General features: G+C 40.8%; 25 protein-coding genes. 7 read left to right on the top strand and 18 right to left on the bottom strand.

From position 1 onward, the window contains the following. Positions 1–9 precede the first annotated feature (9 nt). The 10 genes from rsmH to CSV63_RS00535 all read right to left on the bottom strand — a co-directional run bounded on the left by rsmH (position 10) and on the right by CSV63_RS00535 (position 8,463). Complete coding sequence (gene rsmH / locus CSV63_RS00580; protein WP_099694084.1) at positions 10–942, bottom strand: 16S rRNA (cytosine(1402)-N(4))-methyltransferase RsmH; 933 nt, start codon at positions 940–942, stop codon at positions 10–12. A gap of 17 nt (positions 943–959) precedes the next feature. After that, the gene (mraZ, locus tag CSV63_RS00575; RefSeq protein ID WP_099694623.1) at positions 960–1,391 is read right to left on the bottom strand and encodes a division/cell wall cluster transcriptional repressor MraZ; all 432 of its coding nucleotides are present in this window, start codon (positions 1,389–1,391) and stop codon (positions 960–962) included. Between the two features lie 530 nt (positions 1,392–1,921). Beyond that, entirely contained in the window at positions 1,922–3,538 is a 1,617-nt protein-coding gene (bshC, locus tag CSV63_RS00570) for a bacillithiol biosynthesis cysteine-adding enzyme BshC (protein ID WP_158233878.1), read from the bottom strand. 84 nt (positions 3,539–3,622) lie between these two features. Further along, positions 3,623–4,003, bottom strand: coding sequence for a DUF3397 domain-containing protein (locus CSV63_RS00565; RefSeq protein WP_158233877.1), 381 nt, complete (start codon positions 4,001–4,003; stop codon positions 3,623–3,625). Next, positions 3,997–4,890: a ketopantoate reductase family protein gene (locus tag CSV63_RS00560; protein ID WP_158233876.1), complete on the bottom strand. Its 894-nt coding sequence runs from the start codon at positions 4,888–4,890 to the stop codon at positions 3,997–3,999. Before CSV63_RS00560 ends, CSV63_RS00565 begins: the two co-directional genes overlap by 7 nt. Before the next feature lie 55 nt (positions 4,891–4,945). Beyond that, the gene (locus CSV63_RS00555; RefSeq protein WP_099694622.1) at positions 4,946–6,433 is read right to left on the bottom strand and encodes an acyl-CoA carboxylase subunit beta; all 1,488 of its coding nucleotides are present in this window, start codon (positions 6,431–6,433) and stop codon (positions 4,946–4,948) included. 81 nt (positions 6,434–6,514) lie between these two features. Continuing rightward, on the bottom strand, positions 6,515–6,730 hold the full coding sequence (locus CSV63_RS00550; RefSeq protein ID WP_099694080.1) for an acetyl-CoA carboxylase biotin carboxyl carrier protein subunit: 216 nt from the start codon (positions 6,728–6,730) through the stop codon (positions 6,515–6,517). 136 nt (positions 6,731–6,866) lie between these two features. Continuing rightward, positions 6,867–7,628, bottom strand: a complete 762-nt coding sequence (locus CSV63_RS00545; protein ID WP_099694079.1) for an enoyl-CoA hydratase/isomerase family protein — start codon at positions 7,626–7,628, stop codon at positions 6,867–6,869. A 106-nt stretch (positions 7,629–7,734) separates the two neighbouring features. Further along, complete coding sequence (gene rpmF / locus CSV63_RS00540) at positions 7,735–7,908, bottom strand: 50S ribosomal protein L32 (RefSeq protein WP_099630836.1); 174 nt, start codon at positions 7,906–7,908, stop codon at positions 7,735–7,737. Between the two features lie 24 nt (positions 7,909–7,932). After that, positions 7,933–8,463: a YceD family protein gene (locus CSV63_RS00535; protein WP_099694078.1), complete on the bottom strand. Its 531-nt coding sequence runs from the start codon at positions 8,461–8,463 to the stop codon at positions 7,933–7,935. 126 nt (positions 8,464–8,589) lie between these two features. On the opposite strand from CSV63_RS00535, the gene CSV63_RS00530 reads away from it, so the two are divergent. Further along, complete coding sequence (locus CSV63_RS00530) at positions 8,590–9,768, top strand: nucleotidyltransferase (RefSeq protein WP_099694077.1); 1,179 nt, start codon at positions 8,590–8,592, stop codon at positions 9,766–9,768. 4 nt (positions 9,769–9,772) lie between these two features. On the opposite strand, the gene CSV63_RS00525 is transcribed toward CSV63_RS00530, so the two are convergent. Next, on the bottom strand, positions 9,773–10,819 hold the full coding sequence (locus CSV63_RS00525) for a SepM family pheromone-processing serine protease (RefSeq protein ID WP_099694076.1): 1,047 nt from the start codon (positions 10,817–10,819) through the stop codon (positions 9,773–9,775). A 127-nt stretch (positions 10,820–10,946) separates the two neighbouring features. On the opposite strand from CSV63_RS00525, the gene CSV63_RS00520 reads away from it, so the two are divergent. Next, complete coding sequence (locus CSV63_RS00520) at positions 10,947–11,828, top strand: hypothetical protein (protein ID WP_099694075.1); 882 nt, start codon at positions 10,947–10,949, stop codon at positions 11,826–11,828. Positions 11,829–12,213: 385 nt separating this feature from the next. Here CSV63_RS00520 and coaD read toward each other — a convergent pair whose 3' ends face one another. The 3 genes from coaD to CSV63_RS00505 are packed head-to-tail and all read right to left on the bottom strand — an operon-like array spanning position 12,214 to position 14,694. Further along, complete coding sequence (coaD, locus tag CSV63_RS00515) at positions 12,214–12,696, bottom strand: pantetheine-phosphate adenylyltransferase (protein ID WP_099694074.1); 483 nt, start codon at positions 12,694–12,696, stop codon at positions 12,214–12,216. Between the two features lie 4 nt (positions 12,697–12,700). Next, entirely contained in the window at positions 12,701–13,255 is a 555-nt protein-coding gene (rsmD, locus tag CSV63_RS00510; RefSeq protein WP_099694073.1) for a 16S rRNA (guanine(966)-N(2))-methyltransferase RsmD, read from the bottom strand. Further along, positions 13,252–14,694, bottom strand: a complete 1,443-nt coding sequence (locus CSV63_RS00505) for a hypothetical protein (protein ID WP_099694072.1) — start codon at positions 14,692–14,694, stop codon at positions 13,252–13,254. Before CSV63_RS00505 ends, rsmD begins: the two co-directional genes overlap by 4 nt. A gap of 71 nt (positions 14,695–14,765) precedes the next feature. Here CSV63_RS00505 and CSV63_RS00500 point away from each other — a divergent pair, with 71 nt between their 5' ends. Continuing rightward, on the top strand, positions 14,766–15,161 hold the full coding sequence (locus tag CSV63_RS00500) for a DUF7147 family protein (RefSeq protein ID WP_369823764.1): 396 nt from the start codon (positions 14,766–14,768) through the stop codon (positions 15,159–15,161). Between the two features lie 14 nt (positions 15,162–15,175). Here CSV63_RS00500 and CSV63_RS00495 read toward each other — a convergent pair whose 3' ends face one another. Then, complete coding sequence (locus CSV63_RS00495) at positions 15,176–15,448, bottom strand: YlbG family protein (protein WP_029052395.1); 273 nt, start codon at positions 15,446–15,448, stop codon at positions 15,176–15,178. A 277-nt stretch (positions 15,449–15,725) separates the two neighbouring features. On the opposite strand from CSV63_RS00495, the gene CSV63_RS00490 reads away from it, so the two are divergent. After that, the gene (locus CSV63_RS00490; protein WP_099694071.1) at positions 15,726–16,595 is read left to right on the top strand and encodes a glycerophosphodiester phosphodiesterase; all 870 of its coding nucleotides are present in this window, start codon (positions 15,726–15,728) and stop codon (positions 16,593–16,595) included. Positions 16,596–16,746: 151 nt separating this feature from the next. Here CSV63_RS00490 and CSV63_RS00485 read toward each other — a convergent pair whose 3' ends face one another. Together CSV63_RS00485 and CSV63_RS00480 are read right to left on the bottom strand one after the other, a co-directional pair. Continuing rightward, a complete protein-coding gene (locus CSV63_RS00485; protein WP_099694620.1) occupies positions 16,747–17,190 on the bottom strand; it encodes a YlbF/YmcA family competence regulator in 444 nt (147 codons plus the stop codon). A 68-nt stretch (positions 17,191–17,258) separates the two neighbouring features. After that, positions 17,259–18,671, bottom strand: coding sequence for a Mur ligase family protein (locus CSV63_RS00480; RefSeq protein ID WP_158233875.1), 1,413 nt, complete (start codon positions 18,669–18,671; stop codon positions 17,259–17,261). 111 nt (positions 18,672–18,782) lie between these two features. On the opposite strand from CSV63_RS00480, the gene CSV63_RS00475 reads away from it, so the two are divergent. Beyond that, positions 18,783–19,514 carry an amino acid kinase family protein gene (locus tag CSV63_RS00475; RefSeq protein ID WP_099694069.1) on the top strand — a complete coding sequence of 244 codons (732 nt, stop codon included), beginning with the start codon at positions 18,783–18,785 and terminating at the stop codon, positions 19,512–19,514. On the opposite strand, the gene CSV63_RS00470 is transcribed toward CSV63_RS00475, so the two are convergent. Next, positions 19,511–20,527, bottom strand: coding sequence for a CAP domain-containing protein (locus CSV63_RS00470; RefSeq protein ID WP_158233874.1), 1,017 nt, complete (start codon positions 20,525–20,527; stop codon positions 19,511–19,513). The genes CSV63_RS00475 and CSV63_RS00470 overlap by 4 nt on opposite strands. A gap of 332 nt (positions 20,528–20,859) precedes the next feature. On the opposite strand from CSV63_RS00470, the gene CSV63_RS00465 reads away from it, so the two are divergent. Both CSV63_RS00465 and ytvI read left to right on the top strand, forming a co-directional pair. After that, positions 20,860–21,219, top strand: a complete 360-nt coding sequence (locus tag CSV63_RS00465; protein WP_099633075.1) for a YugN family protein — start codon at positions 20,860–20,862, stop codon at positions 21,217–21,219. Between the two features lie 104 nt (positions 21,220–21,323). Then, on the top strand, positions 21,324–22,379 hold the full coding sequence (gene ytvI / locus CSV63_RS00460) for a sporulation integral membrane protein YtvI (protein ID WP_099694067.1): 1,056 nt from the start codon (positions 21,324–21,326) through the stop codon (positions 22,377–22,379). Positions 22,380–22,719 lie beyond the last annotated feature (340 nt).

Below are 22,719 nucleotides of genomic sequence, written 5' to 3'. Positions count from 1 at the left end.
TCCCCTTTTCTAATTTCTCTCTATAATTCGTAATTTCGCTGATCTGGCACGTTTATTATGCTTGATTTCTTCATCTGTAGGAATGACTGGCTTTCGTGTAATGAGACGGAATTCCGGATCCATGCCCTCAGGTATAATTGGTAAGTTTGGCGGCAACTCCGGCATGGAAGATGCTTCCTTGAAAATATTTTTACATAAGCGGTCTTCAAGTGAATGGAAGGTAATTACGCTAATCCGACCATTTTCACGCAATAACGTGAGTGCATCGGTCAAAGATTGTTCAGCTGCTCCCAACTCATCATTTACCGCAATTCGTATAGCCTGGAACACACGTTTCGCGGGATGACCTCCGGTTCTTCTCGCAGCGGCCGGAATACCCATTTTTATAAGCTCAGCCAGTTCTCCTGTTGTACGTATAGGCGCATCAGCGCGTGCTTCTTCAATTTTACGAACGATTTGTTTCGAAAACTTTTCTTCACCATAGCGGAAGAATATTCTGACCAAATCTGAATAAGACCATTCATTGACGACTTCAAAAGCTGTCAATGATGCAGATGTATCCATACGCATATCTAGCGGTGCATCATGATGGTAACTGAAGCCTCGCTCCGGTGTATCCAATTGCGGAGATGAAACTCCTAGGTCATATAAAATCCCATCTACATGAGAAATCCCCAATTTCGCTAATTCACTTTTCAAGTCTTTAAAGTTTGCATGGACGAAGTGTACTTGTGCATCATAGTTCAATAGTTTTTTTCGTGCTGCTTCAATAGCTGTCATATCTTGGTCGAAGCAAATTAGTTGTCCTTCGGATGATAGAAGTTTGACAATTTCTTCACTATGACCTGCACCACCAAGTGTGCAATCCACGTAAATGCCATCTTCTTTTACATGTAAGCCTTCAACGGCTTCATGCAGTAATACTGTTGTGTGGTTAAACATTGTTATTCCGCCTGCTTTCAAAATTCAAAATCAATAAGGTTCTCTGCAATGTCATTGAATGATTCTTCAGATTCCTCGTAATACGCTTCCCATAGTTCTGTAGACCAGATTTCAATCCGGCTGGATACGCCGATAATCATACAGTCCTTTTCAATCTTCGCGAATTCAAGTAGGTTTGCAGGTATATTTACTCTCCCCTGCTTATCGAGATTCGCTTCGCTTGCTCCTGAGAAGAAAAAACGAGTGAATGCACGTGCATCTCTTTTTGTAACCGGCAATGCTTTCAATTTTTCTTCAAGCTTTTGCCATTCATCCAGTGGATATCCAAACAAGCAATTATCCAGTCCACGGGTTAAAATAAAGCCTTCTGCTAATCGCTCCCGAAATTTTGAAGGAACGATCAGTCGACCTTTTATATCGATTGAATGCTGATACTCACCCATGAACATATAATTCACCCCACTGTATGAAATAATGTACCACATCCCCCCACTTTCCTCCACCCACTACACCATTTTTTCTCGCATAATTTTTAAAATGTGTCAATAGTACTTCTTTCTGTTTTATATTCTCTTCCGTATCCCGAAAAAACTACTTTTTTCGCAATTTTCTCAAGTTAGCACCTTGAGAATGTTCAATAGGTAATGGAAAGTCTACGAGTGAGTACGAAGGGTGGAAGCTGTCGTTAGAGTTGCTTTCTGTCTGCTGAGAAAGTGGAGTGGACTACAAATCTTTTATTGAAGTTAGTATGGGGGATTGCGTTGCATTTAAACTTACCTACGTTCAATTTTACATTCAGTTCATCTGGAAAAAGCGAAACATAAGAGGAGCATCACTTAAACGATCAATTCCTTGCGACATTCTGGAAAGACATCACCTCAGAAACGACAATCCCTACCACAATAAATTGGTCAACCAATTTTTTACACGCAAACGAAACCCGCCATTCATAGAACGAATGACGGGTTTGAGTGGTTTCTTATAAAAAGACTAACTGATGTGATCCATTCCACGTATAAGGTTGTTTCAGTAACTCGTCAATCAACCCTTCACCGAACTGGTTCATATAAAAGTATGGTGAGTAGAGACGCTCTTGCAGGGAGCCTTCCGGAAATAGCTGTTCCGAAATAATGTGAAAACGTTCGTATTGCACGTGGTTCTTAAGCAAAATCGACTGCTCTTTTTTCCTCTGTAAATATTCAAACTGACTATTATGGAATTGCAGGTTTTTATCGAGCAATTGTAACAGTCCCGGATCTGTCGCTTCTAAACGTGACTGCAATTGTTCATACTGCAGTTGTAATTGATTCTTCGTTTCCGCCAACAAACGATCGAATTGCTCATCACGCTGTTGCTCTTGCCATTTTTCCAGTAGTTCCGGCAGTTCGTCATTCATTACTTGAGTCATTGTAGTACCTGTAAGCTTTAACGCTTCCTGAACTTGCCTAGTGACCAAAGTAATTGAAAGCCTCGGTACGACTACCGGCATATTGATTCCCATGATATGAAATGCCTCTTTCAGTAAAGACCAATATGCTATTTCGCCAGGTCCACCTACAAATGCCAATACCGGAAATACGAGATCTTGCATGATGGGTCTAGTGGCAACGTTGTTACTAAGCAACCACGGCTCATTTTTTGCAATAGTATGCAATTCTTGTTCTGTAAAGGATACTCCTACTTGTTCATTGATGAATTTACCATCTTTCCTTCGGAGTAGTACTCTGCCTGTATCGTGGACATAAAACAGATTGGCATCCTGTTCCTCCGATTCAATGGGCTTTGCATAGCCACATATGTGAAGCTGTTGTTCTGCACAGTAAATGCTTTTCGCCATTGCTGCCGTATTTTCAATCATCTGTGAGAAATAAGGTGATTCCAATTGACGCAACGGCTTATAAGCTGCGTCCATAAATAGTAATCCATGCGCAGTAAACAAGTCATTCATCAATGAAGTGAAGAAATCTGTGAAATTCTGTTGTTGTTCTACGGTTTGTAGCACATCACGCAACAATTTTTGCGTATAAGATGTCTCTCCATAGCTTTTAAAAATCTTCTTAATGTACATGGCCATTTCTTTTTGATCGTAATGCGTGTCTGAAGCCATCGTTTTTAAAATGGTCGGCTGTTTAAACTGCCGCTTAATCGCTTTTCCTGCCTCCGCAGTATATGTATGATTGATTTCGTTAATATCATGATCTTCCCCAGCAATCCAAAATACAGGAACTACGGGTTTGCCTAATTCTTTTCGTTGTTCTTGTGCCAATAAAATCACGGATATAGCTTTATGAACGGAATATAAAGGTCCTGTCAAAACCCCCGCTTGCTGTCCACCAATTACTACCAATGCATCTTCAGAAAGCTCTTGGATATATCGAGCAGCCAAGTCTGATATTCCAAATGGCTTCATATAGTTTTCTACAGTAGCGGCCAACTGTTCTCTTTGAAAAGAACGTCGTTGTAATTCTGCCGCTCTTTTTTCATATCCTATAGGTGTCATTTCATATTCAAAAAAATTATGGAAAAATTGTGAATCGTGACGATACGCTTCCATCAATTTATTCTTTTTCGGCAACTCCATCGTGTCCAAGTCCATCTCACAAACTCCTTTTTGTACCATACTACAGCCAGTATATCACCACATCCGATTAGGTTGAATAGATACGCTTATGAGGACTCATTAGTTCACGTAGCGGATGATCTGCACTGTAATTCCTGTAATGAACAGTATAAAGTATGCTGTCGTTAAGAGTAGAAAATACGCTCTCCACGTTCTGCGTAATACCCAAGACGTCCGAAATTCTTTTTCCCTTGAACGTTCTATTACTGCAAACCCGATAGCAACCAAACACAAAATCCCGATTAACAAAATGGGAAGCCAAGCATCCCAAATCGCACGAATCAAAATCAAAACGGTGAGTATCATAAAAGGCGTAGTCCAGTCTACTGCCCATCCGACCCTCTTCTTCTTAGGTAACCCTATTTTCTTTGCAACGATGATTAATACAACTAAAATTATAAAAGGGAACAATAATAACGCTCCAAGTATATTCGTCAACATCCGCCACATTCACTCCTGTTTATTCCAAGCAGTGTAGTCTCAAGCATTTGCAAAATGGGAGCACTGCCGCCTTTTTGATTAATTTCTTTCAACACTGCCGTTAAAATAGTTTCAATTTCCATATTCCGGCCCTTTATTCTATCTACAAGCATAGAAGATTGATTGTCGGCTGTTTTACGGCATACCCCTTCTATATCTTCATAACTCAATAGACCGCTATACTCTTCAAAGTTATTGAGCAACTCTTCACATAGCTGACGGAATACTAAATGGAAGTAGGGGTTTTCTAACAACTGTCCATTCCTAATCTTCAATAATGCCGTTAGTGGGTTGATCGCACAATTTATGAGGACTTTACGGAATAATAACTGTTTTGCATTTCGTTGCGTAGTAATGGGAAAGTTATGTGGATCTATTTCTTTCATCCACTGTATGGTGGGAGCAATCTTTTCATTTTCCACGATGTTAATAGGTCCAATACCATTATGCGATACTGTCCGATCATCTATTCTCTTTGCACCATGCTCGACAGTCGCGAACGACACATGTCCAAGTGGATACTGCTCAATCAGCGATAGATGCCCAATTCCATTTTGAATGAATAATACATCAGGTTGTATAGGTAGAGCGCTGATTTCGGATAATACATCATGTAACGCATCATACTTCACAGCAATAATCCATAATGCGTCTAACGGCAACTCTTTAATATGTATGGTTGAATCTACTTCATATGTAAAGTTTTCTGGCTCTCTTACTAGACCATTACGCAAGTGTTTTACTTGTTCTTCACGCCTTACCCAAAAGATGACATTTGCCTGGTGTTGAGCTAAATAGGAACCAATTAATAATCCAATAGATCCTGCTCCAACCACTACAAATCGCATAGTTTTCCTCCTTAAAAAAGAGACCCAGTGAAGGCGTCTCTGTTGGTACATTTTATTATACAGGATAGACAGGATGTTTTCTCGAAGAATTCACAATTTTTTTCGTCTTATAATATTCGAATCTTTCAGCAAGCACTGACCGTAGATTATGAGGTGCAACAATTTCATCAATGATCAGTTCCGAAGCCATTTTATAGACATCGATTTCTTCTTTATAGTCTAGCTGTTTCTTATTTATAAATGCAATACGCTCTTTTGGGTCCGCAATGGCTTCGATTTTATTCGAATATACCGCATTGACAGCAGCTTCAGGACCCATTACAGCGATTTGCGCAGTCGGCAACGCAATACAGACGTCTGGCTCGAACGCAGGACCTGCCATCGCGTACAGTCCCGCTCCGTATGCTTTACGTACAATAACTGAAATTTTTGGTACAGTGGCGGAACTCATTGCCATAATTAGCTTGGCTCCATGACGAATAATACCTTGTCGTTCCACTTTCGTCCCAATCATAAACCCTGGCACATCTGCAAGGAACAACAACGGAATAGAGAAAGCATCACATAATGTAATGAATTTCGTTACCTTATCCGCTGAGTCCACAAACAGCACGCCCCCCTTTACTTTGGGCTGATTGGCAATAATTCCTACAGGACGTCCGTCAATACGTGCAAGTGTAGTGATGACTTCTCGCGCAAACAACTTCTTGATTTCGAACAAGCTATCGTTATCCACTAATTGATCGATCGCCTCATGCATATCGAAAGGTGCATTTTGATTTTCGGGAATGATTTCTTCCAATGAACGGCCTTCCTTTACCCCACGGGGTTCCGCTATTCTAACAGGCTCTTCAAAGTTCGCTGGGAAGTAGGATAGATACCTACGCGCCTCTACAATCGCTTGCTCTTCAGTCTTTACTAGCACATCCCCACATCCACTTACCGTACAATGCATGCGTGCGCCACCCATTTCTTCTAGCGTCACTTTCTCACCTATAACTTTTTCAGCCATTCTTGGTGAACCTAAATACATCGAGGCATTGCCTTCTACCATGATGACAATATCACAGAACGCTGGAATATAGGCACCGCCTGCCGCAGAGGGCCCGAATAAAAGACATACTTGTGGGATGACACCCGACAAACGTACTTGATTATGGAAAATACGACCGGCTCCACGACGATTCGGGAACATGTCTAGCTGATCTGTAATACGTGCACCGGCAGAATCCACTAAATATAGTAATGGCACACGAAGCTTTTCAGCTGTTTCTTGAATGCGGATAATCTTCTCTACCGTTCTTGCACCCCAAGAACCCGCTTTAACTGTAGAATCGTTAGCCATAACGCAAACCGTTTGACCGTTAATTTTCCCAGTGGCTGTAACCACTCCATCAGCAGGTAAATCTTTCGCTTCACAGTTCGCAAATTTTCCGTCCTCTGCATACTTACCGTTATCAAATAAAAGGCGCAACCGTTCTCTGACGAATAACTTACCCTGTTCTTCCAATTTTTGATGATATTTTTCTGCACCACCCGCCATAACATCGGCGTTGGTTTTTTGAAGTTTTTCATTATACGTGGTCTTTGTTGATTCGTTTGTCAAGGAACTTCCCTCCTTTCATTACGATTGTATGGAAACTAACACTTCATCTTCATCTACGAAATCACCTTCAGCACCGTGGATCTTACTTACCGTTCCATCCACTTCAGCTTCTAGCGGAATCTCCATCTTCATGGATTCCAAAATGACGACAACTTGTCCCTTCGTCACAAGATCTCCTTCTTTTACTTCAATCTGAAATATCGTACCTGCCATAGTTGCTTTTACCTCTTGCATACAATCACTCCTCACATTCCGAATGCAAACGCTTGCTGCAAACAACTTCTTTATAGATAGTGTATCTTATTTATGAAACCGTTTTCAAGTACATTTTAAGCAGTCCCGATAGTGTATGCCTGTCGGGACTGAAAGTTTACTTACTTTTTTTTAAAAAGTTTTGGACAGCTTCATGATGCGCGTCACTTTCCCAAAGAATGGAACAGATGCGGGCTTCTTCCTGCATGGCATGTTCAAGCCCATTAGCCTCCCACTTCCTAGTGGCGATAGATTTATACGCACGGTGTACATTTCGATGTACTTTAAGCTGAGGGGCTAGAAATTGATCAAGGGCTGCTTGTGCATCCCCCTCATACACTTCAGTCGCCCAGCCAAGCTCTAATAGGTGTTCAGGTGAATGAATGCTAGCACCGCTTGTGAACTGAAGCAAACGGTCATGTGGGCCGTTTTTCTCGAATAATAATGTAGCTCCGCCCCAACCAGCCGTGATGGCCAAAGTACCTTGAATGAATCCAGCTCTTGCATGTGATGCAACCAATCGATAATCGCAAGCCGTTGCCAGTTCACAACCGCCACCAACAGCTGCCCCATTTACAAGCGCTATTGTAGGCATCGGTAATGTGGCGATACGATATAAAATACTTGCCCCCCTGCTAAGCATCGGAAACGCATCCTCCGCGCTTAAAAAACCGTGAAAATCGCTTAGATCTCCACCAGAACAGAATGCCAAGTCGCCTTCTCCTGTTATGACAGCGAAAGAAATTTCAGGGTCATCTTCGATTTTATCTAGAAAGAATTCAAGCCCCTCCATGACATCATAATTTACCGCATTTCGCATGCTAGGACGATTAATTGTAAAATAGGCAATTGATTGATCGATCTTTATAGAATAAGACAAAAAAATTCCCCCTTTTCTTTTAGCATACCATTTTTATGTAAAACAAAAAAGGCTACCTTGAGCCATGGTCTCAAGGTAGCCTTTCATTCGTTGTGCAGAATCTAAATTATTCGCCTACAACGTCTTTTCCTTTGTAGTGTCCGCATGATTTGCAAACGTGGTGTGCCAATTTCATTTCGCCACAGTTGTTACAAGTAGTCATACCTGGCGCTTCAATTTTGAAATGAGTTCGACGCAAATTTTTCTTCGTTTTAGAAGTTCTTCTCTTTGGTACTGCCATTGGGGGGCACCTCCTTATAAGGGTTTACTCTTTATCGGTTTCAAAAAAATTAGCCAATCCCGCTAAACGAGGATCCACTTTTTCTTCTGCTTCTTGTCGTTGCGCTTCCAATTCTTCATCGGTTGTATAGGACCAACCTTTACCTTCCACCTGTCGCATCTCATCTGCATTTTCACAGAATACTTGCAGCGGGATTTCAAGCAAAATTAGTTCTTCCAATACAGGAGTAAAATCAATTGTTTCCCCATCAACCGGATGAATTTCATCATCCATCTGAAGTGTCTCCTCGTCCCAGCTGAATTGCTCAACTGTTTCAATGGAGAATGGATAATCGACGTCTTCCCACGTACGTGCACAAGGCAAAATCATTGAACCTTCTAGCCGAAGCTGGCATGTTAACTTTTTCTCACCAATTGTACATGTTCCACTTACTCGAACAGGCTGAATTGCCCTAATTTCTTCATTCCGATTTTTCACGGAATCCAAATTTACTGCTTCGTCAAACAGTAGCGGGCCTTGCCTATGTTTCCGTAATTGATGAATGGACCATTTCATGTCTATCACCTCAAGACAACAATGTTGATTATAGTATTTTAAATAAGGGATGTCAAGATATTTTCTTGTCACCTTAACAAGTTTAACGGTATAATTCGATATACGCAAGTACAGAGGAGGATTTCATTGATAGCTACTGGTATTGTCGTCGAATATAATCCCTTTCATAACGGCCATTTGTTTCATCTCAATGAAGCTAAAAGGCTAACAGATGCAGATGTTATGATTGCTGTGATGAGTGGACATTTTCTTCAACGCGGTGAACCAGCGATTGTCGATAAATGGACACGAGCGCGCATGGCCCTTGCTAATGGTGCAGACCTGGTCATCGAGTTGCCCTATGCTTTTTCCACAGCCCATGCTCCTCAATTCGCGAAAGGAGCCGTACAAATCCTCGACGCTCTCCGCTGCGCGTATATTTGCTTCGGAAGTGAAGAAGGTCGCATCGCGCCATTTATGAATAGTTTGGACACAATGAATACACAGAAAGAACTTTATGAAAAAACTATAAAGAGTTCCATACAGGAAGGGATCAGTTATCCGAATGCATTGCGAATTGCATATGAAGCCATTTCACGCACCACTGAAGAACCACTCGCAGATTTATCAGAGCCAAATAATATTCTAGGATTTCATTATATGCAAGCCGTAAAAGAAATTCAATCGAAGATGATTGCCGTTACGCTAGAGCGAAGAGGAACACATTATCATGATACTGCATTACCTGCGGATACTATTGCTAGCGCAACGGGAATACGCAAACAATTGTTTGCGACCGATATCGCGCACGTTCAGTCTTTCATGCCTACAACTTCCTTTGAGCTTCTTCGTCAACAGCCTCATCAAAGCTGGGATCATCTCTATCCATTTCTTCGGTACACAATTCTTCGTGAAGGTCCTGAGCAACTAGCGTCCATTGCTGATATTACGGAAGGTATGGAGTTCGCTTTATGGCGCGCTGCAAAAGAGCATGCTACATTTCAAGAATTCATGCATGCCGTCAAATCCAAACGGTATACATGGACGCGCATACAACGAATGCTAGTACATGTTTTGACTGGTTATCGAAAATCAACCCGCGCACAAATTGCCAGTCCATCTTATTTACGGCTATTAGGTATGTCAGCAAACGGAAGAAGTTATTTACGCACAATGAAAAAAGAAATGACTTTGCCACTTATCACTCGGGTAGGTTCTCACAAAGATCCATCACTTTTGTTAGATAGTAAAAGTACGGATATTTATATGTGTGGTATACAAAAAGAGCCTGGTCTCGATTTTAAAACACCGCCCATATTGCTGTGATGACTCATTTTTCCTGTAGTTTTTCCAAGTAACTAAGTGCATCGTCAATCGTTTTGACCGGTACAACTTTCATATTTGTGCCAATTTTATCCGCAGTTGCTTTCGCTTCTTCATAATTTGAGAGAAGCTGCGGATTCTTCTTTTTCACTTCCTCCGGTAATTCATCGTCAGGCGCGAAAAATATCTCCATGTCTTGACGATCAGCTGCTATGATTTTAAAATCAATTCCACCAATTCGTCCTACTGACCCATCTTCATGCATCTCGCCAGTCCCTGCGATAGTATAGCCTTTCGTTAAATCGACATCCACTAGGCGATTCATCAATTCCAGTGTGAACATTAAACCTGCTGAAGGCCCACCGATTTCTTCTGTACGTATATCAACCTTTGGTTCTGTTTCCAATGTAACCTGTTCTTCAAACTCTATTCCAAGACCCACTCGTCCGTCCGTCTTCGGAAGTTCTTTTAATTCCACTGGAACATCCAACTGCTGTTGTCCACGTTGTACTTGCAGATGGACTTTCTGACCTACATGCATATCACTGATTTTACGCATAAATGCTTCTGTTGAAGCTAGCTTTAGTTGATCAATCGATTGAATGATATCCCCCACTTCGAGCTTTCCCGCAGAAGCTCCTGTCGGTAATACACCTGCAACAAAGACTCCTGTGAATTTTCTGTTGATTGGTAATCCTGCCTTCTCAAACGCTACCGATATGGCATGTGTTTTAGAATCAGCCATCATTTTTTTCTGACGTACTCCATACTCCGCATCACTTTCACCATGTCTTCTGACTTGCGTGGCCGGCAACAACTTCATTTTGTCCGACATTTTTGACCAAGCGTACGTTACAGGTGTCGCTTTGCCAATCGCAATTGTCATTAAACTAAAAGTTCCTACATCGTCAGTATCCCCGCCTACTACTTCTACGAGTGGTGCCAAATCATAAGCTCCACCCGGTCGAGAAATATACATATCTAACGGATAAAGTGCTAAAAAAGCCACTACTAGTAGGATTACCGCAGCGATTCCCCACTTACGCATTTTCATAAAAGCTCACCTCCATTAATAGCCTGTACGAATACTACATATATATTACGGTAGATTTTCTTGCATTTCAAAAATTAGGAAGGAGTGCGACAGATGCCTTTAATTTATGATCCTGCCGTATTGAACAATGAGTAACGTACTCTTCATCTGGGCGCTAATCATTTTATTTATTTTGCAACCAGATGTCGCACATGAAGGAGCCATTTCAGGCATCCAATTATTCACTCATGCGTTACTTCCCTATTTGCTACCATATATTATTTTAACGCAGTGGTTATTGAAAATGCCTAGCAAGCAAGGCACTAGTCAATGGAGCCGTTACATAAAAGCTTATGTGCTAGGTTCATTTGGAGGCTTTCCGGTAGGAGCTGTGACCGTTAGCGAAATGAAAAAAAATGGAGAAATCTCTGCCGCTGAAAGTTGTTTGCTTGTCGCATCCTGTCATGCACCAGGACCTATGTTCATTATTGGCTTTGTGGGTAACGAATTATTCGGCAGCACGACAATTGGTTGGAAATTGTTGCTTGCCATTCATCTGGCTAATATCGTGTTTTTCCTATTGGCCATGTCGCTTGTGGGAAGTCGGCATCAGCAGCCCTCTGTCCCAGTTATCCCCCAACAACATAAAACGTCACCTTTACTGCGCTCTATTAAAGACAGTTCATCCGTCATATTGTTAGTGGCCACCACGGTCATTTTCTTCTCTTCCCTCGGTAATGTGCTTTCGCATTCCATATCTTCTATCATCACGGTGGATATGGGCGTTACCAAGACTTTATTGCTCGCAGTGTTCGAGATGACTTCAGGTGTCCAGTCGGCTACCGAGCATTTTGCCGATGATGCGATTTATCCGATGCTCATTGCGGCTATCCTTTCGATTAACGGCATGAGTATTCATATGCAGGTTATGACGATCGCGAGGAGCGCTGGTATACGCATACTTCCTTACGTGTTTGCTAGGGTCTGGAATACGTTACTCGTCCCTATATTGTTCATTTGGATTTATTGAGCAAGTATTCAATCAACTGGTGTGACACGTCTAGTTGTTTGGGAGAGGATGTGCGCTTTTAAGGGAAGTGCTTGTTGGTACACTTACTGCTACGAAGGAGGCTGGGACATAACTTAAAAAACAGTCCGTTCCCCTACGCTACAAAAGGCGCGCTTTCCGCGGGGCGCGCTTGAGCCTCCTCGTCGCTAGGCTCCTGCGGGGTCTCAACATTCGCGCTGGATCCCGCAGGAGTCGGCCTTTTTCCGCTTCGGTACACTCTTGATTACTAACAAATTAAACTTTTTAAATAAGTTTCAGTGAATTAAAAAAGGTATGAAGGTGTCTTCTCCTTCATACCTTTTGAGGCTTTGTCCCAGCCTTTTTATCACTTTTTATATATTTATCCTTACTTTCCGAACTTCCTCATCAGAGCTACATGGACATGTGAGGGTACGAGCGTGGAGACATCTCCAGCGTAACGTGCCACTTCTTTAACCATACTAGAGCTAAGGAACGAATACTGACTCTTTGTCATCACGAAGAACGTTTCAATACTTTCATCCAATACCCGGTTCATTGACGTGATTTGCATTTCATACTCAAAATCCGAAATTGCGCGTAATCCACGAACTATGACCGATGCGTTAACTTCTTGTGCATAATCTATCAACAGTCCTGCAGACGTATCAATCTTGACATTGTCATATTTCGAAATCGCTTCCTGAATTAACACAACACGCTCCTCCACTGTAAATAACGGTTTTTTGGAAGAGTTATTCATTACGGCAACACGGACTTCTTGGAATGTTTTTGCTGCTCTTTCTATAATATCTAAATGTCCATTCGTGACCGGATCGAAACTTCCCGGTACGATTGCAATTTGTGTCATGTCGTTAGCCTCTTTTCTTGTAAATCGTAATAGCAGTACTTCCATAAACGGCGGAACTGATTTGACTATATGTATCGTAGTGTTCAGGCAAGTCTATATGTTTATCATGTTCACAAATAATGATTGCATCGTCCGCCAGCAACCCTTGCGTTATTACGTCTTTAATTACATCATAGTATTCAACTGTTGCATAGGGGGGATCTACAAATAGCAGATCAATAGAGACTTCTTTCTGCTTAAGAATCGCAGCTGCCTGTCGTGCATCTTTTTTCTCAATCCGCAGACATTCTTCCATTCGACACTTTTCTGTGTTTGCTTTGATAATAGCACACGCTTTAGGATTCTTTTCAAATACAATAGCCCGTTCCATCCCTCTTGATAACGCTTCAATGGCAACGGAGCCACTACCGCCAAATAACTCAACAATAGTTCCTCCATCGAAATAAGGACCGATTTTATTGAAAATAGACTCTTTTACCTTGTCTGATGTCGGTCGCGTTGACGTCCCGGGTAAGGATTTCAATGACGTGCCCTTTCTCGAACCGGAAATGACTCTCATTCTTTTTCCATCTCCTTTAGTAACTTTTCAATTTGTTCAATAGAAATAGTCTCATCCGATTTATCAATTAACACTAAGAAGATTCGGCGCAACCAATTTTCATCAAAGTATAATGTTTTATTGATTGTGGTATAAGGCTTTTCCGTATAATCATATTTGCTATTGTTCATGACGTAGAAAGGTTGTACTTTAGAAAAACGATAAGTACGATTTGGACTGTCGAAATAAATCGATTGCTCATTTGAACGAATTGAATAGCCCATTTTGGACAATAATTCTTCTGCAGGGTAAAAACTTTTGCCATCCTGTACTATTACCTTCACTTCTGGAACTTCTTCCCCATCAAGCAATACAGTCCGTGGATCCAATAACAAAAAAGGATAGTTATACCGCTGCTCTTTCATCGTTTTATGAAAATAGTGCGTGTCGAACGCTAGTATCTTTGATAACGACCGATCCAAATCGGATGAAGATATTTTTTTACCTATTGTCTCCTGAATATTTTGACGGAATTGTTGATATTGCTCTGCAGAGATGGATTCTTTCAAGCGAGTAAATGCTGCTTGTTCCGCCCTTGTACCGATTGGCTCGTCTACAAGTATAGAAGCTATCATACTGCTCATGGATGGCTCGTCCGTTTGGAAAGTGAAACGCGCCTGGACACTCATTCTGGCAATTTGTTTTATTACTTGCGACATATTGTCCGTTTTCTCTATAATAAAGCGTTCCGCATACAACGGCTGATTACTTGAAGCTAACACTACACTTATATGATTCCCACCGATAGCTTCTAGCATTTTAACCAGTCGGTCATTATACTTTTTATCAATACCTTCACCGAATATTGTCAGCTTGTTTGAAGAGTATGCAAGTGGCACGTCCTGTTTCTGCCAATACAGCTCATTAACAAATCCTACGCCACGATATAAACGATAAGTAATACGCTCTTTATTTGCCTTTCCTACACGTTCCAAGCCAGACACCCACATCCCACCAACACCTTGCTCATCTGTCACGTGAAGAACTGTCGTTAGTGGCTTTGCTTCCCGAAGAACCACAAATGGCTCCTTAAATAGTTTACGCTCGGTAAGCGGTGTCTTTTTCAGCAATTTATACTGAACGGATTGTTGACCGCTTTTTCCTTCTTCAAATGCCACAAGAGAATCATTGAGTCGAGCGCATGCGGAGGAGTCCTCAGCTTCGCATCCGTGCTCCACACTTCCTTTCGGCCAGATAATCTCGTGTCTACCATCTGACAAATTATAAAAGTGGTGACGAATGTACAATCCGTCCGCTCGATTGATGACTTCGATTTCCTGACGATACGTATTTGAATTCGCGCCTTCACCATTTGCATTGGCCGATTGGCTGTAATGCAAATAAACGAGTCCTCCGTTTACTGCCACCAAAAGAAATAAAATCCTTATAATAACTTTCAACGTACAACACCTCATCACATGGTATGATGGACACGAACCATTACTAATCGCCTGAAAGGAAGCGCTTGATTATGATCCAACAACGTTTTATTGAACTAGGGGAAGGCTATAGCGACATCTATGAATTACTCGAAATCATGTCTACAAACGCCGAACGAATTCATAAGTCCTATATTTTCTCCTCCAAATATAAATCTAATGAACAATTGTCATTAGCGGTTTCTCTTACTCCTGCAACTGAAAACAGTCACTTCATGCCGATCTATATTTGCAGGGAAGGAATTCGTTATTCTGCGGACAAACCATCGAAACGTTATGACTTGTTTGTTGAGCATGCAGAGTCGCTAAATAAAAAGCCCGTCAGAGTTGAAATAAAACATTCAACTGAATTTGCTGAGAACGAGCTGTTTTACCAATATATTACGGGTATCTTACGCTTAAACCACTTATTGCCGCCGCTAAATTAATAAGCGGCAGCAAGTTACAAACCTGTTTTATAATCGTATTCTTTTGCTTTATCCGGCTTTGCATTTTCATATATCGTGCTAACAAAGGGACGCTGTGAAGGCAATACTTTCCGTACAGCCGATAAACGCTCCAACTTAGTGATTGTCGTTTCCACGTCTTCCATGTCACAGTAAAGCACAACGTATTTCATTCGTTTAGAAATATAATGAACATGCCCAAATTTGCGCAATGATTTTGCTTGTTTTAAATGATGGAGATAGACAATTATGCCTTGTCGATCAATCATGATTCTCCCCCTCTTTCTTACTTCATACAATACCATAGGTGAGAAAAGTCCTGCAACCTTGCATATGAAATGTTTGCGTATACATGAAACCAGGTCCCGTCCTCAATCTTTGTTTGCACACCTTCTCTGGAATAGGTTACACTTAAGAAGACATATATCTGAATCCAATCTGTTTTTTTACAAGATGACTGGATACAAGTATTTTCTATTCAGTTGAAGTATAAACATCGCTAAACAAAAATGTGAAAACTCATTATATTATTGGGGAGGTTTTAGATTGGGAAGGAAAACAAACGTTGCATTAACTGTCGGAGCTGCAAGTGTGGCTGCATGGGCGGCTACAAAAGTAATAGCAAAACAAGAGCCACGTGACGAAAAGAAAGCGCTTAGTTTCTCTGAAGTAGCTATTTTAACCGATGCGCAACTTTGTCAAAAAACAGAAGTTGACTTACTTACCGCTTATACCGAGATTGCTGATTTAGGTGTTCACGGATTCGCGGTCGATATACAACTCACGAGAGATGAAGACATTATTTTAGTGCCTAAACGAGAACTTTTGCTTTCCAATGAAATAGCCGACTCTGCGGTAGATGAAATCCTGACAAAACATCATAATGCCCATGATCTTGATACTTTGCAAAGTGATGTATCTAGTGTGTCGTTACGCGAACTGTTAGAAAAGTTCCCCCAACTTTTACTTGTCGTCTCTATGAATGATTGCCCTACAACATATGAAGGAAGTTTAATTCCTTCTAAACTGTGGAGATTATTAAAAGAGATGGATGCTACTGAACGTGTCGTCGTGACGAGTCTATATGATGAACAAATCGATCGGTTTAATTTGTATGCGCAAAATTCTGTTGCTTTAGGTGCAGGAAGCGAAGAAATAAAAAAAGCATACATCGCTTACACGAGCAAGTTTGGTCATCTGTACCGACCAAACGCAGATCTATTCTGCCTGCCTGAAAAACTTGGTATGTTCCCACTTGCTTCAGAAGGCTTCGTCCGCTTTTTACAAGATCTCAATATAACTGTATTTTATGCATTGAATGAAACGGATGAACTTCCAAAACTAGCCAAATTGGACGTCGATGGTTTCATAACCAGTTATCCAAAACAATTATTGACATTCTTTAATGAAAACTAGAGACTCAAAGTGACTTGAATACTTACCGTGGACATGTTTTCACGCAAAACGCTGCTTACTGTTTGCTTGCTCCTTTGATACGAACTTTATGTAAAAAGTAACCCCCTGCAAATTAATTTCCGCAGGGGGTTACTCATTTTTATGAAATTCTCTATGCCGAACAAGAACAGCTACCGCCTGAACCACAACCTCCGCCACAAGAGCTGTTAGAGAATGTGCCGTCGCCTGCTGGTACTTTCACGGCTTCTGAAACAGACCGGCCAATCAAGATACCAATTTCGTCCAACAGATCCTGTACGTCATTTTCAGCCAGACGCAAGGCAGCCACTTCATCTTGCAAATCTAGTTCACGCTTTTGAAGTCGAATTTCTTTCATAATTACTTTATAGTCTGGATGATAGCGTCCAAAACGCTGCACATCCTCATATTGTTCTTTCATTTTAGTGAAATCCATGATCTTTTTTCGCAGATCGGCGTTTGAATATACACGGTTATGTGCGTCTTGATAGGTTTTCACCACTTCAGAACACAGCAGCATATCGGAAAGTTCTTCCGCCATATCGATGACTCGCATCCACTCATCTGTCATCATCACCAATTGCCGCACCTCCTATCACAACTATCATAACAAAAAACTAGTTCCTCGACTATTCATTAAGACTTTTACTTTTTGGTATTTCGATGACTAAATGATTTTTTAACTTCTTCCATATCGCAAAAGTGCGTCGTCTGATTTTCTATTTGCTGGATTTGTTCATGTCCTTTCCCTGCAATGAGCACTATCTCGCCAGGCTGTGCTTGTGTGACAGCGTATTGGATTGCCTGGTGACGGTCGATGAAGATTTCAACAGGCGTGGCAAATCCCGACATGCCTGCCAAAATATCCACAATAATTTGTGACGGATCTTCCATTCTTGGATTATCCGAAGTCAAAATTACGTGTGAACTGTAGTGTGCAGCTACCGCACCCATTTGTGGACGCTTCTGACGATCTCTCCCCCCACCACATCCAAACACAGTAATCAACCGTTTAGAGGACTCAGACAAGGCTTCCAACACCGCTTGCAAGGCGTCTGGCGTGTGAGCATAATCTACATACACTTCAACACCCGCTTCTTCGTATTTCTCCAGACGTCCAGTTGGAAGACGCAAAGCATGCAAATGGGGTTTTATTGCGTGTAATGAATAACCGAGTGCCATGAGTGCTCCTATAGCCGCTCTTGCATTCATTTCGTTATGATGACCTAGATTTGGAAGTAAAACCTCTTGTTGTTGCCTGCCACTAATATGTCGACTGCTAAAATAAATTGGTGGTGTAGATAATTCCTCTCCTATAGCCCGACACGTCTCGTCATCTTCATTCATCACAAGCTGTTCAGCCAATGGAATGAGTAGTTTTTTGGCGTCGATGTATGGCTGCCTACCTCCATGTTCTGCGTAATGATCCATCCCAATATTCAAAAAAACACCAACAGTTAACGGGCAGTGCGCTAAACGATTGGTGGATAACCCAATTGAAGAGGCTTCAAGAACAATATGGGTCACTTGTTGCTTAATACATTTACGTAAAATAGGATGTAATTGTTCAGCTGGCATCGTCGTCATAGAATCTTGAATTGTCTCTGTCAGCTTACCGTCAATATAAAGACCCGTCGTTCCTATAATAGCTGTTTTGTGTCCGAGTTCTTTTAATAATTGCCCGGTAAAGTGACTGACTGTAGTTTTACCGTTTGTTCCCGTAATGCCAATGATGCACAATTCTTCAGCCGGGTTTTCTGAAAACTTTGCACTTGCATAGGAAATAAATAGCGAACTATCAGGAACCAGAACGATCGTAATTTCTTCTGGTATGCGTGTTCGATCTATGTGATCCCGATCGATTACTAATGTTTTGGCTCCATTTGATATCGCTTTTTCAATAAATATGATGCCATCTGTCTTAACGCCTTTCTTTGCTACAAATACATAGTTTTTCTCGACCCTCTTTGATGATTCCGTGATCCCATCGATTGTTCGCCGAATTGAGCCCTGTAAAATAGTGCATGGCCAATCTTTTAGTAATTCAGATAAAAGCAAGGTCTCCCTCCCCTTCCCGAACATTTTATTCTTCAGAGAATATAATGAAACGAAGCATAAAGTATTCTATGAAAGGCATAAGAAGAATGTCACGAAGAAAGTTGGGATTCTATGATTATCCAAAAGTTTGGCGGAATTGCTATGCAGAATCAACAACAACGTACAAAGTGTATTCAGCATATTCGACAAGCGTTGTCGAAATACCGTGCCGTCATCGTTGTAGTCTCTGCAATGGGTAGAGGGGGCGACGCCTATTCCACAGACGATTTACTTACTCTTACGGACGCCTTCTCAAAATCCAGCGAAGCCAGAGACTTGGCCGCTGCATGCGGCGAATTAATCGCTTCAGCTGTATTGTCTGCAGAATTATCTACAGAAGGTATAGATAACACAATTGTCTATGGACAAAATACAGGCATTCGCACATCGGGAGATTTTTGTAACGCAACGATCGATAAAATTAACAGTACACATATTGTCAGTACACTTCAAACGCACTCCTGTATCATCGTCCCCGGTTTTCAAGGAATGAATGTACAAGGAAAGTTTATGACTCTTGGTAGAGGTGGCAGTGATTTGACAGCGATCGCATTAGCCTGTGCATTGCAAGCTCATCATGTAGAGTTTTTCAAAGATGTACCAGGCGTCATGTCAGCAGATCCTCATACTACTTCTGATTATAAGCGTTTTGATCGACTCACATTCGATGAATTTCTTCCGTTATTAAAATGTAATCGACCCATTATTCAGGAAAAAGCAGCAGTGTATGCAAAGCAAAATGCGATGCCTCTTCATATACGAGGCATCGCATCAAATGAGGAAGGTACATGGATTCTTCCTTAGTCGTCATGTATGGAGTTTTCCGATTCAGTCTGCGCCATAAATGACTGAGTATAGTATTTATTATAAACACCAATGCCGGTATGCGTGAAATTCGGATTCAGTAAGACATCCCGGTGTTTTGAAGAATTTAACCAACCATGTACAGTTTCAATGGCATCAATATAATTAAACGCTATGTTTTCGCCTGCTTTGCTTGGTGTTAGTCCAACATCTTTTAATCTATCAGCAAACACTTCCACAGGTCCTTCATCATGAGAACTATATTTACGGAATATCATTTCCTGGCTATGCTTTCTTGAAAGTGTGGCCAGCTTATCATTATATGATAAAAGAGGCAGTTGATGCCCTTCACGCAATTGGTTAGTCAATTCAAATGTCTGTCGCTCCATCGCGCGATCCACTTCAGTCTGAACAGTAGATGAAGGCTTTGGTGCTTCCATCATTTCTCCAAGATAGGTCATGTCGTAAGGCTGATGTTTCACCAAAGTAGTCGGATTGATGAACCGTACACCTTCGATCCCGCCATCTATTTGATCTATATATAATTGTACATACAAATTCTCATAGGGTATAAGAAGCCGATTCTTAATATCTTCACTATTTAACGAAAATGTATAAATATTTTCATTAATCGTCACGTCAATCTCGGATTCAATTGGCGTAAAGCGGTGAATATCCTGTACGTTTTGCCCGATTTTAAACGGAGCTAAATCTGTTGTATGATCAGCAGTATATATTTGGTTCACTTTGCCATTCAAAACCCCTGCCATAAAACGCGGCTCTTCCGTATAAACCCACCAATCGTACTGAAAACTCGATGGTTCAATCCTAGATGGTTTACCAAATTGTTCTTCCAGCTTATTAATTTTCTGCCCAACAAGTACTGACATGCCTTCATTAGGTCTCGGCATACCTTCTCCACCTATCGATGGACCTTTTTCAGGAACAGCAATTGGTGAACCATGCTGTACAGGTGACTCCAGGGGCAAATTTTCACTTATTTTATCCGTCATGAAATAAAAGACTCCCATTACAATCAAAAGTAAAACAAGAATCTTCCATCCTACTCTCCACATGTTATCTTCCTTTCCACTCTTTATATGCCACTCCTATAATACTATTACATACTACAAGAATTCATTTATCGGTGAACATTTATTCTAGATGAATATCTAGTCCGAATCGGTAACATTCTTATATTGTACAGAAGACACACACTATAGTCACCTATATCGGACAGGAAAGAAAGCGTTGACACAATGTTGTCATTGCAACTAAAAACGATTTGTTTTATGATATAATAGTATACGTATTCGTCAGGACGAACATAGAGGGGGATATACAGATGTACGTTGAAAATATTGGTCTTAAAGGCCTTGTAGCAGATTTACGAGTAATGGAAGAAATTATGAATAAGAATAATCTTGAAATTGATGGACAATGGGATTATGAGCGTGTAACTTTCGATAAGAAGTATATTGTTAAAGAAGGTACATACTACTTGCGCGTCTTCGGTGAACTTGTTGAAGGCGATATCGATGGTAGAAAAGCTACGGTTCGTCTAAAGCAACCCGTTCTAGGAAAGCACTACTACCCACACGGCGTTGAGTACGGTGAAGAAGAAGACTTCCCTGCTAGCTTAGTTAAGGATTGCGAACTAACGTTAAAGAAGGTATATGACGAGTTAAAGCAATATAGTTTGTAATGATATGTAAAAGCCGAAGAGCTAAATGTTCTTCGGCTTTTTCTACTATTACTCCACTAATTTGGTTATAATAAAAACAGTATCTATGTGGAGGACGATCACTTTTGAAATTGCTCACAAAACGTAATATCATGGTTGCATTCGGTATCATCGTACTTTTGGTTATTATATTCTTTATTTTACCCGTTTCCATTCCCATTATTTTGGCTTTGCTTACGGCACTATTCTTAGATCCACTTGTTAAATGGGTAGAAATACGATTTAAGTGGAAGCGTAAAGTTTCTGTCATTGTGAATTTTATCGTATTTGTGGGAATCAGTGTGCTTGTTCTTTTCTATACCGTCACTACACTCATTGGAAAAATAGTCAATTTTACAAAAGAGATTCCGAATCACTTAAATTCTCTCTCAAGTGTATGGATTAACACGCAAAGCAAGCTATTTCAGTACACAGTAGGAATGCCCGAAGATATTTTGGCTATGCTGGAGAACGAATTCAATGAAATTATCGAATCCATTCGGATTTCAATCATTACACTTTTAAGTTACGATCGAATTTTAGCCATAATCTCGGATATACCCAATTTCCTTGTTAGCTTTATTGTGTTCATGATTGCACTATTTTTGTTCATGTTGGAATTGCCAAACTTGAAGAAAACTTTTTACTTTCATTTAACAGAAGCTACTGCGGAAAAAGTCCACTATATGATGAACCGATTACGTTACGTCATAGTAGGATTCGCTAAAGCCCAATTGCTGGTCAGCTTAATTATCCTAGCCGTTTCCTTTATAGGCTTACTTGTAGTCATTCCTAAATATGCAGTAGTGATGGCTTTGGTGATCTGGATTATTGATATCATTCCGATACTCGGCTCTATTATAATTCTCGCGCCTTGGTCGATCTACCAGTATGTTTCAGGCGATATCGCAATGGGGACAAAATTAGCTATATTAGCTGTAATCCTTTTGATTATCAGAAGAACGGTCGAACCAAAAGTAATGGGCTCACAAATCGGATTGTCTCCTTTACCTACTTTGATTGCAATGTTTATCGGTTTGAAACTTTTCGGCATTCTCGGTTTCTTCATTGGACCATTGCTCGTCATACTTTTTAATACAGCAAGAGAAGCAGGCATCATTAAACTGAATTTCAAGATTTAAAACGAGAAGGGATATCTCCATGGAGGTATCCCTTTTCGTATGTATAACGTACGGCTTTATGAATTTGCTACATATAAAAGACTGAAGCCATCCCTTTTGGGTATGGCTTCAGTCTAAAAATGAAATATTGAATATCACGAAGCACTTTAAATACAGAAATTTTTACTTTACCCTTCTAGTAGACATATAACAACAACTACATGACAATCCTTGTAACGACTGTGAAAAATCAGATGACAGTTGTAACATGGTTTTTTGGTATCCTTCCATTTTTCTTTGCCGTATCAATTACCAAACAATCCCGATCAAAATAGCAAATAAGCTGATGAAAGAAGTACTG

The organism is Sporosarcina sp. P34 (assembly GCF_002743375.1).
Lineage (GTDB): Bacteria > Bacillota > Bacilli > Bacillales_A > Planococcaceae > Sporosarcina.
The sequence above is the reverse complement of the archived record's forward strand: the minus strand, read 5'-3'. Positions and strand labels throughout refer to the sequence as shown.

What these genes read in the sequence shown, in the direction of transcription:
- rsmH (WP_099694084.1), bottom strand. Translation starts at nt 942, where the DNA reads ATGTTTAACCACACAACAGTATTACTGCATGAAGCCGTTGAAGGCTTA.
- mraZ (WP_099694623.1), bottom strand. Translation starts at nt 1,391, where the DNA reads ATGTTCATGGGTGAGTATCAGCATTCAATCGATATAAAAGGTCGACTG.
- bshC (WP_158233878.1), bottom strand. Translation starts at nt 3,538, where the DNA reads ATGGACTTGGACACGATGGAGTTGCCGAAAAAGAATAAATTGATGGAA.
- CSV63_RS00565 (WP_158233877.1), bottom strand. Translation starts at nt 4,003, where the DNA reads ATGTTGACGAATATACTTGGAGCGTTATTATTGTTCCCTTTTATAATT.
- CSV63_RS00560 (WP_158233876.1), bottom strand. Translation starts at nt 4,890, where the DNA reads ATGCGATTTGTAGTGGTTGGAGCAGGATCTATTGGATTATTAATTGGT.
- CSV63_RS00555 (WP_099694622.1), bottom strand. Translation starts at nt 6,433, where the DNA reads ATGGCGGGTGGTGCAGAAAAATATCATCAAAAATTGGAAGAACAGGGT.
- CSV63_RS00550 (WP_099694080.1), bottom strand. Translation starts at nt 6,730, where the DNA reads ATGCAAGAGGTAAAAGCAACTATGGCAGGTACGATATTTCAGATTGAA.
- rpmF (WP_099630836.1), bottom strand. Translation starts at nt 7,908, where the DNA reads ATGGCAGTACCAAAGAGAAGAACTTCTAAAACGAAGAAAAATTTGCGT.
- CSV63_RS00535 (WP_099694078.1), bottom strand. Translation starts at nt 8,463, where the DNA reads ATGAAATGGTCCATTCATCAATTACGGAAACATAGGCAAGGCCCGCTA.
- CSV63_RS00525 (WP_099694076.1), bottom strand. Translation starts at nt 10,819, where the DNA reads ATGAAAATGCGTAAGTGGGGAATCGCTGCGGTAATCCTACTAGTAGTG.
- CSV63_RS00520 (WP_099694075.1), top strand. Translation starts at nt 10,947, where the DNA reads ATGAGTAACGTACTCTTCATCTGGGCGCTAATCATTTTATTTATTTTG.
- coaD (WP_099694074.1), bottom strand. Translation starts at nt 12,696, where the DNA reads ATGACACAAATTGCAATCGTACCGGGAAGTTTCGATCCGGTCACGAAT.
- rsmD (WP_099694073.1), bottom strand. Translation starts at nt 13,255, where the DNA reads ATGAGAGTCATTTCCGGTTCGAGAAAGGGCACGTCATTGAAATCCTTA.
- CSV63_RS00500 (WP_369823764.1), top strand. Translation starts at nt 14,766, where the DNA reads ATGATCCAACAACGTTTTATTGAACTAGGGGAAGGCTATAGCGACATC.
- CSV63_RS00495 (WP_029052395.1), bottom strand. Translation starts at nt 15,448, where the DNA reads ATGATTGATCGACAAGGCATAATTGTCTATCTCCATCATTTAAAACAA.
- CSV63_RS00475 (WP_099694069.1), top strand. Translation starts at nt 18,783, where the DNA reads ATGATTATCCAAAAGTTTGGCGGAATTGCTATGCAGAATCAACAACAA.
- CSV63_RS00470 (WP_158233874.1), bottom strand. Translation starts at nt 20,527, where the DNA reads ATGACGGATAAAATAAGTGAAAATTTGCCCCTGGAGTCACCTGTACAG.
- CSV63_RS00465 (WP_099633075.1), top strand. Translation starts at nt 20,860, where the DNA reads ATGTACGTTGAAAATATTGGTCTTAAAGGCCTTGTAGCAGATTTACGA.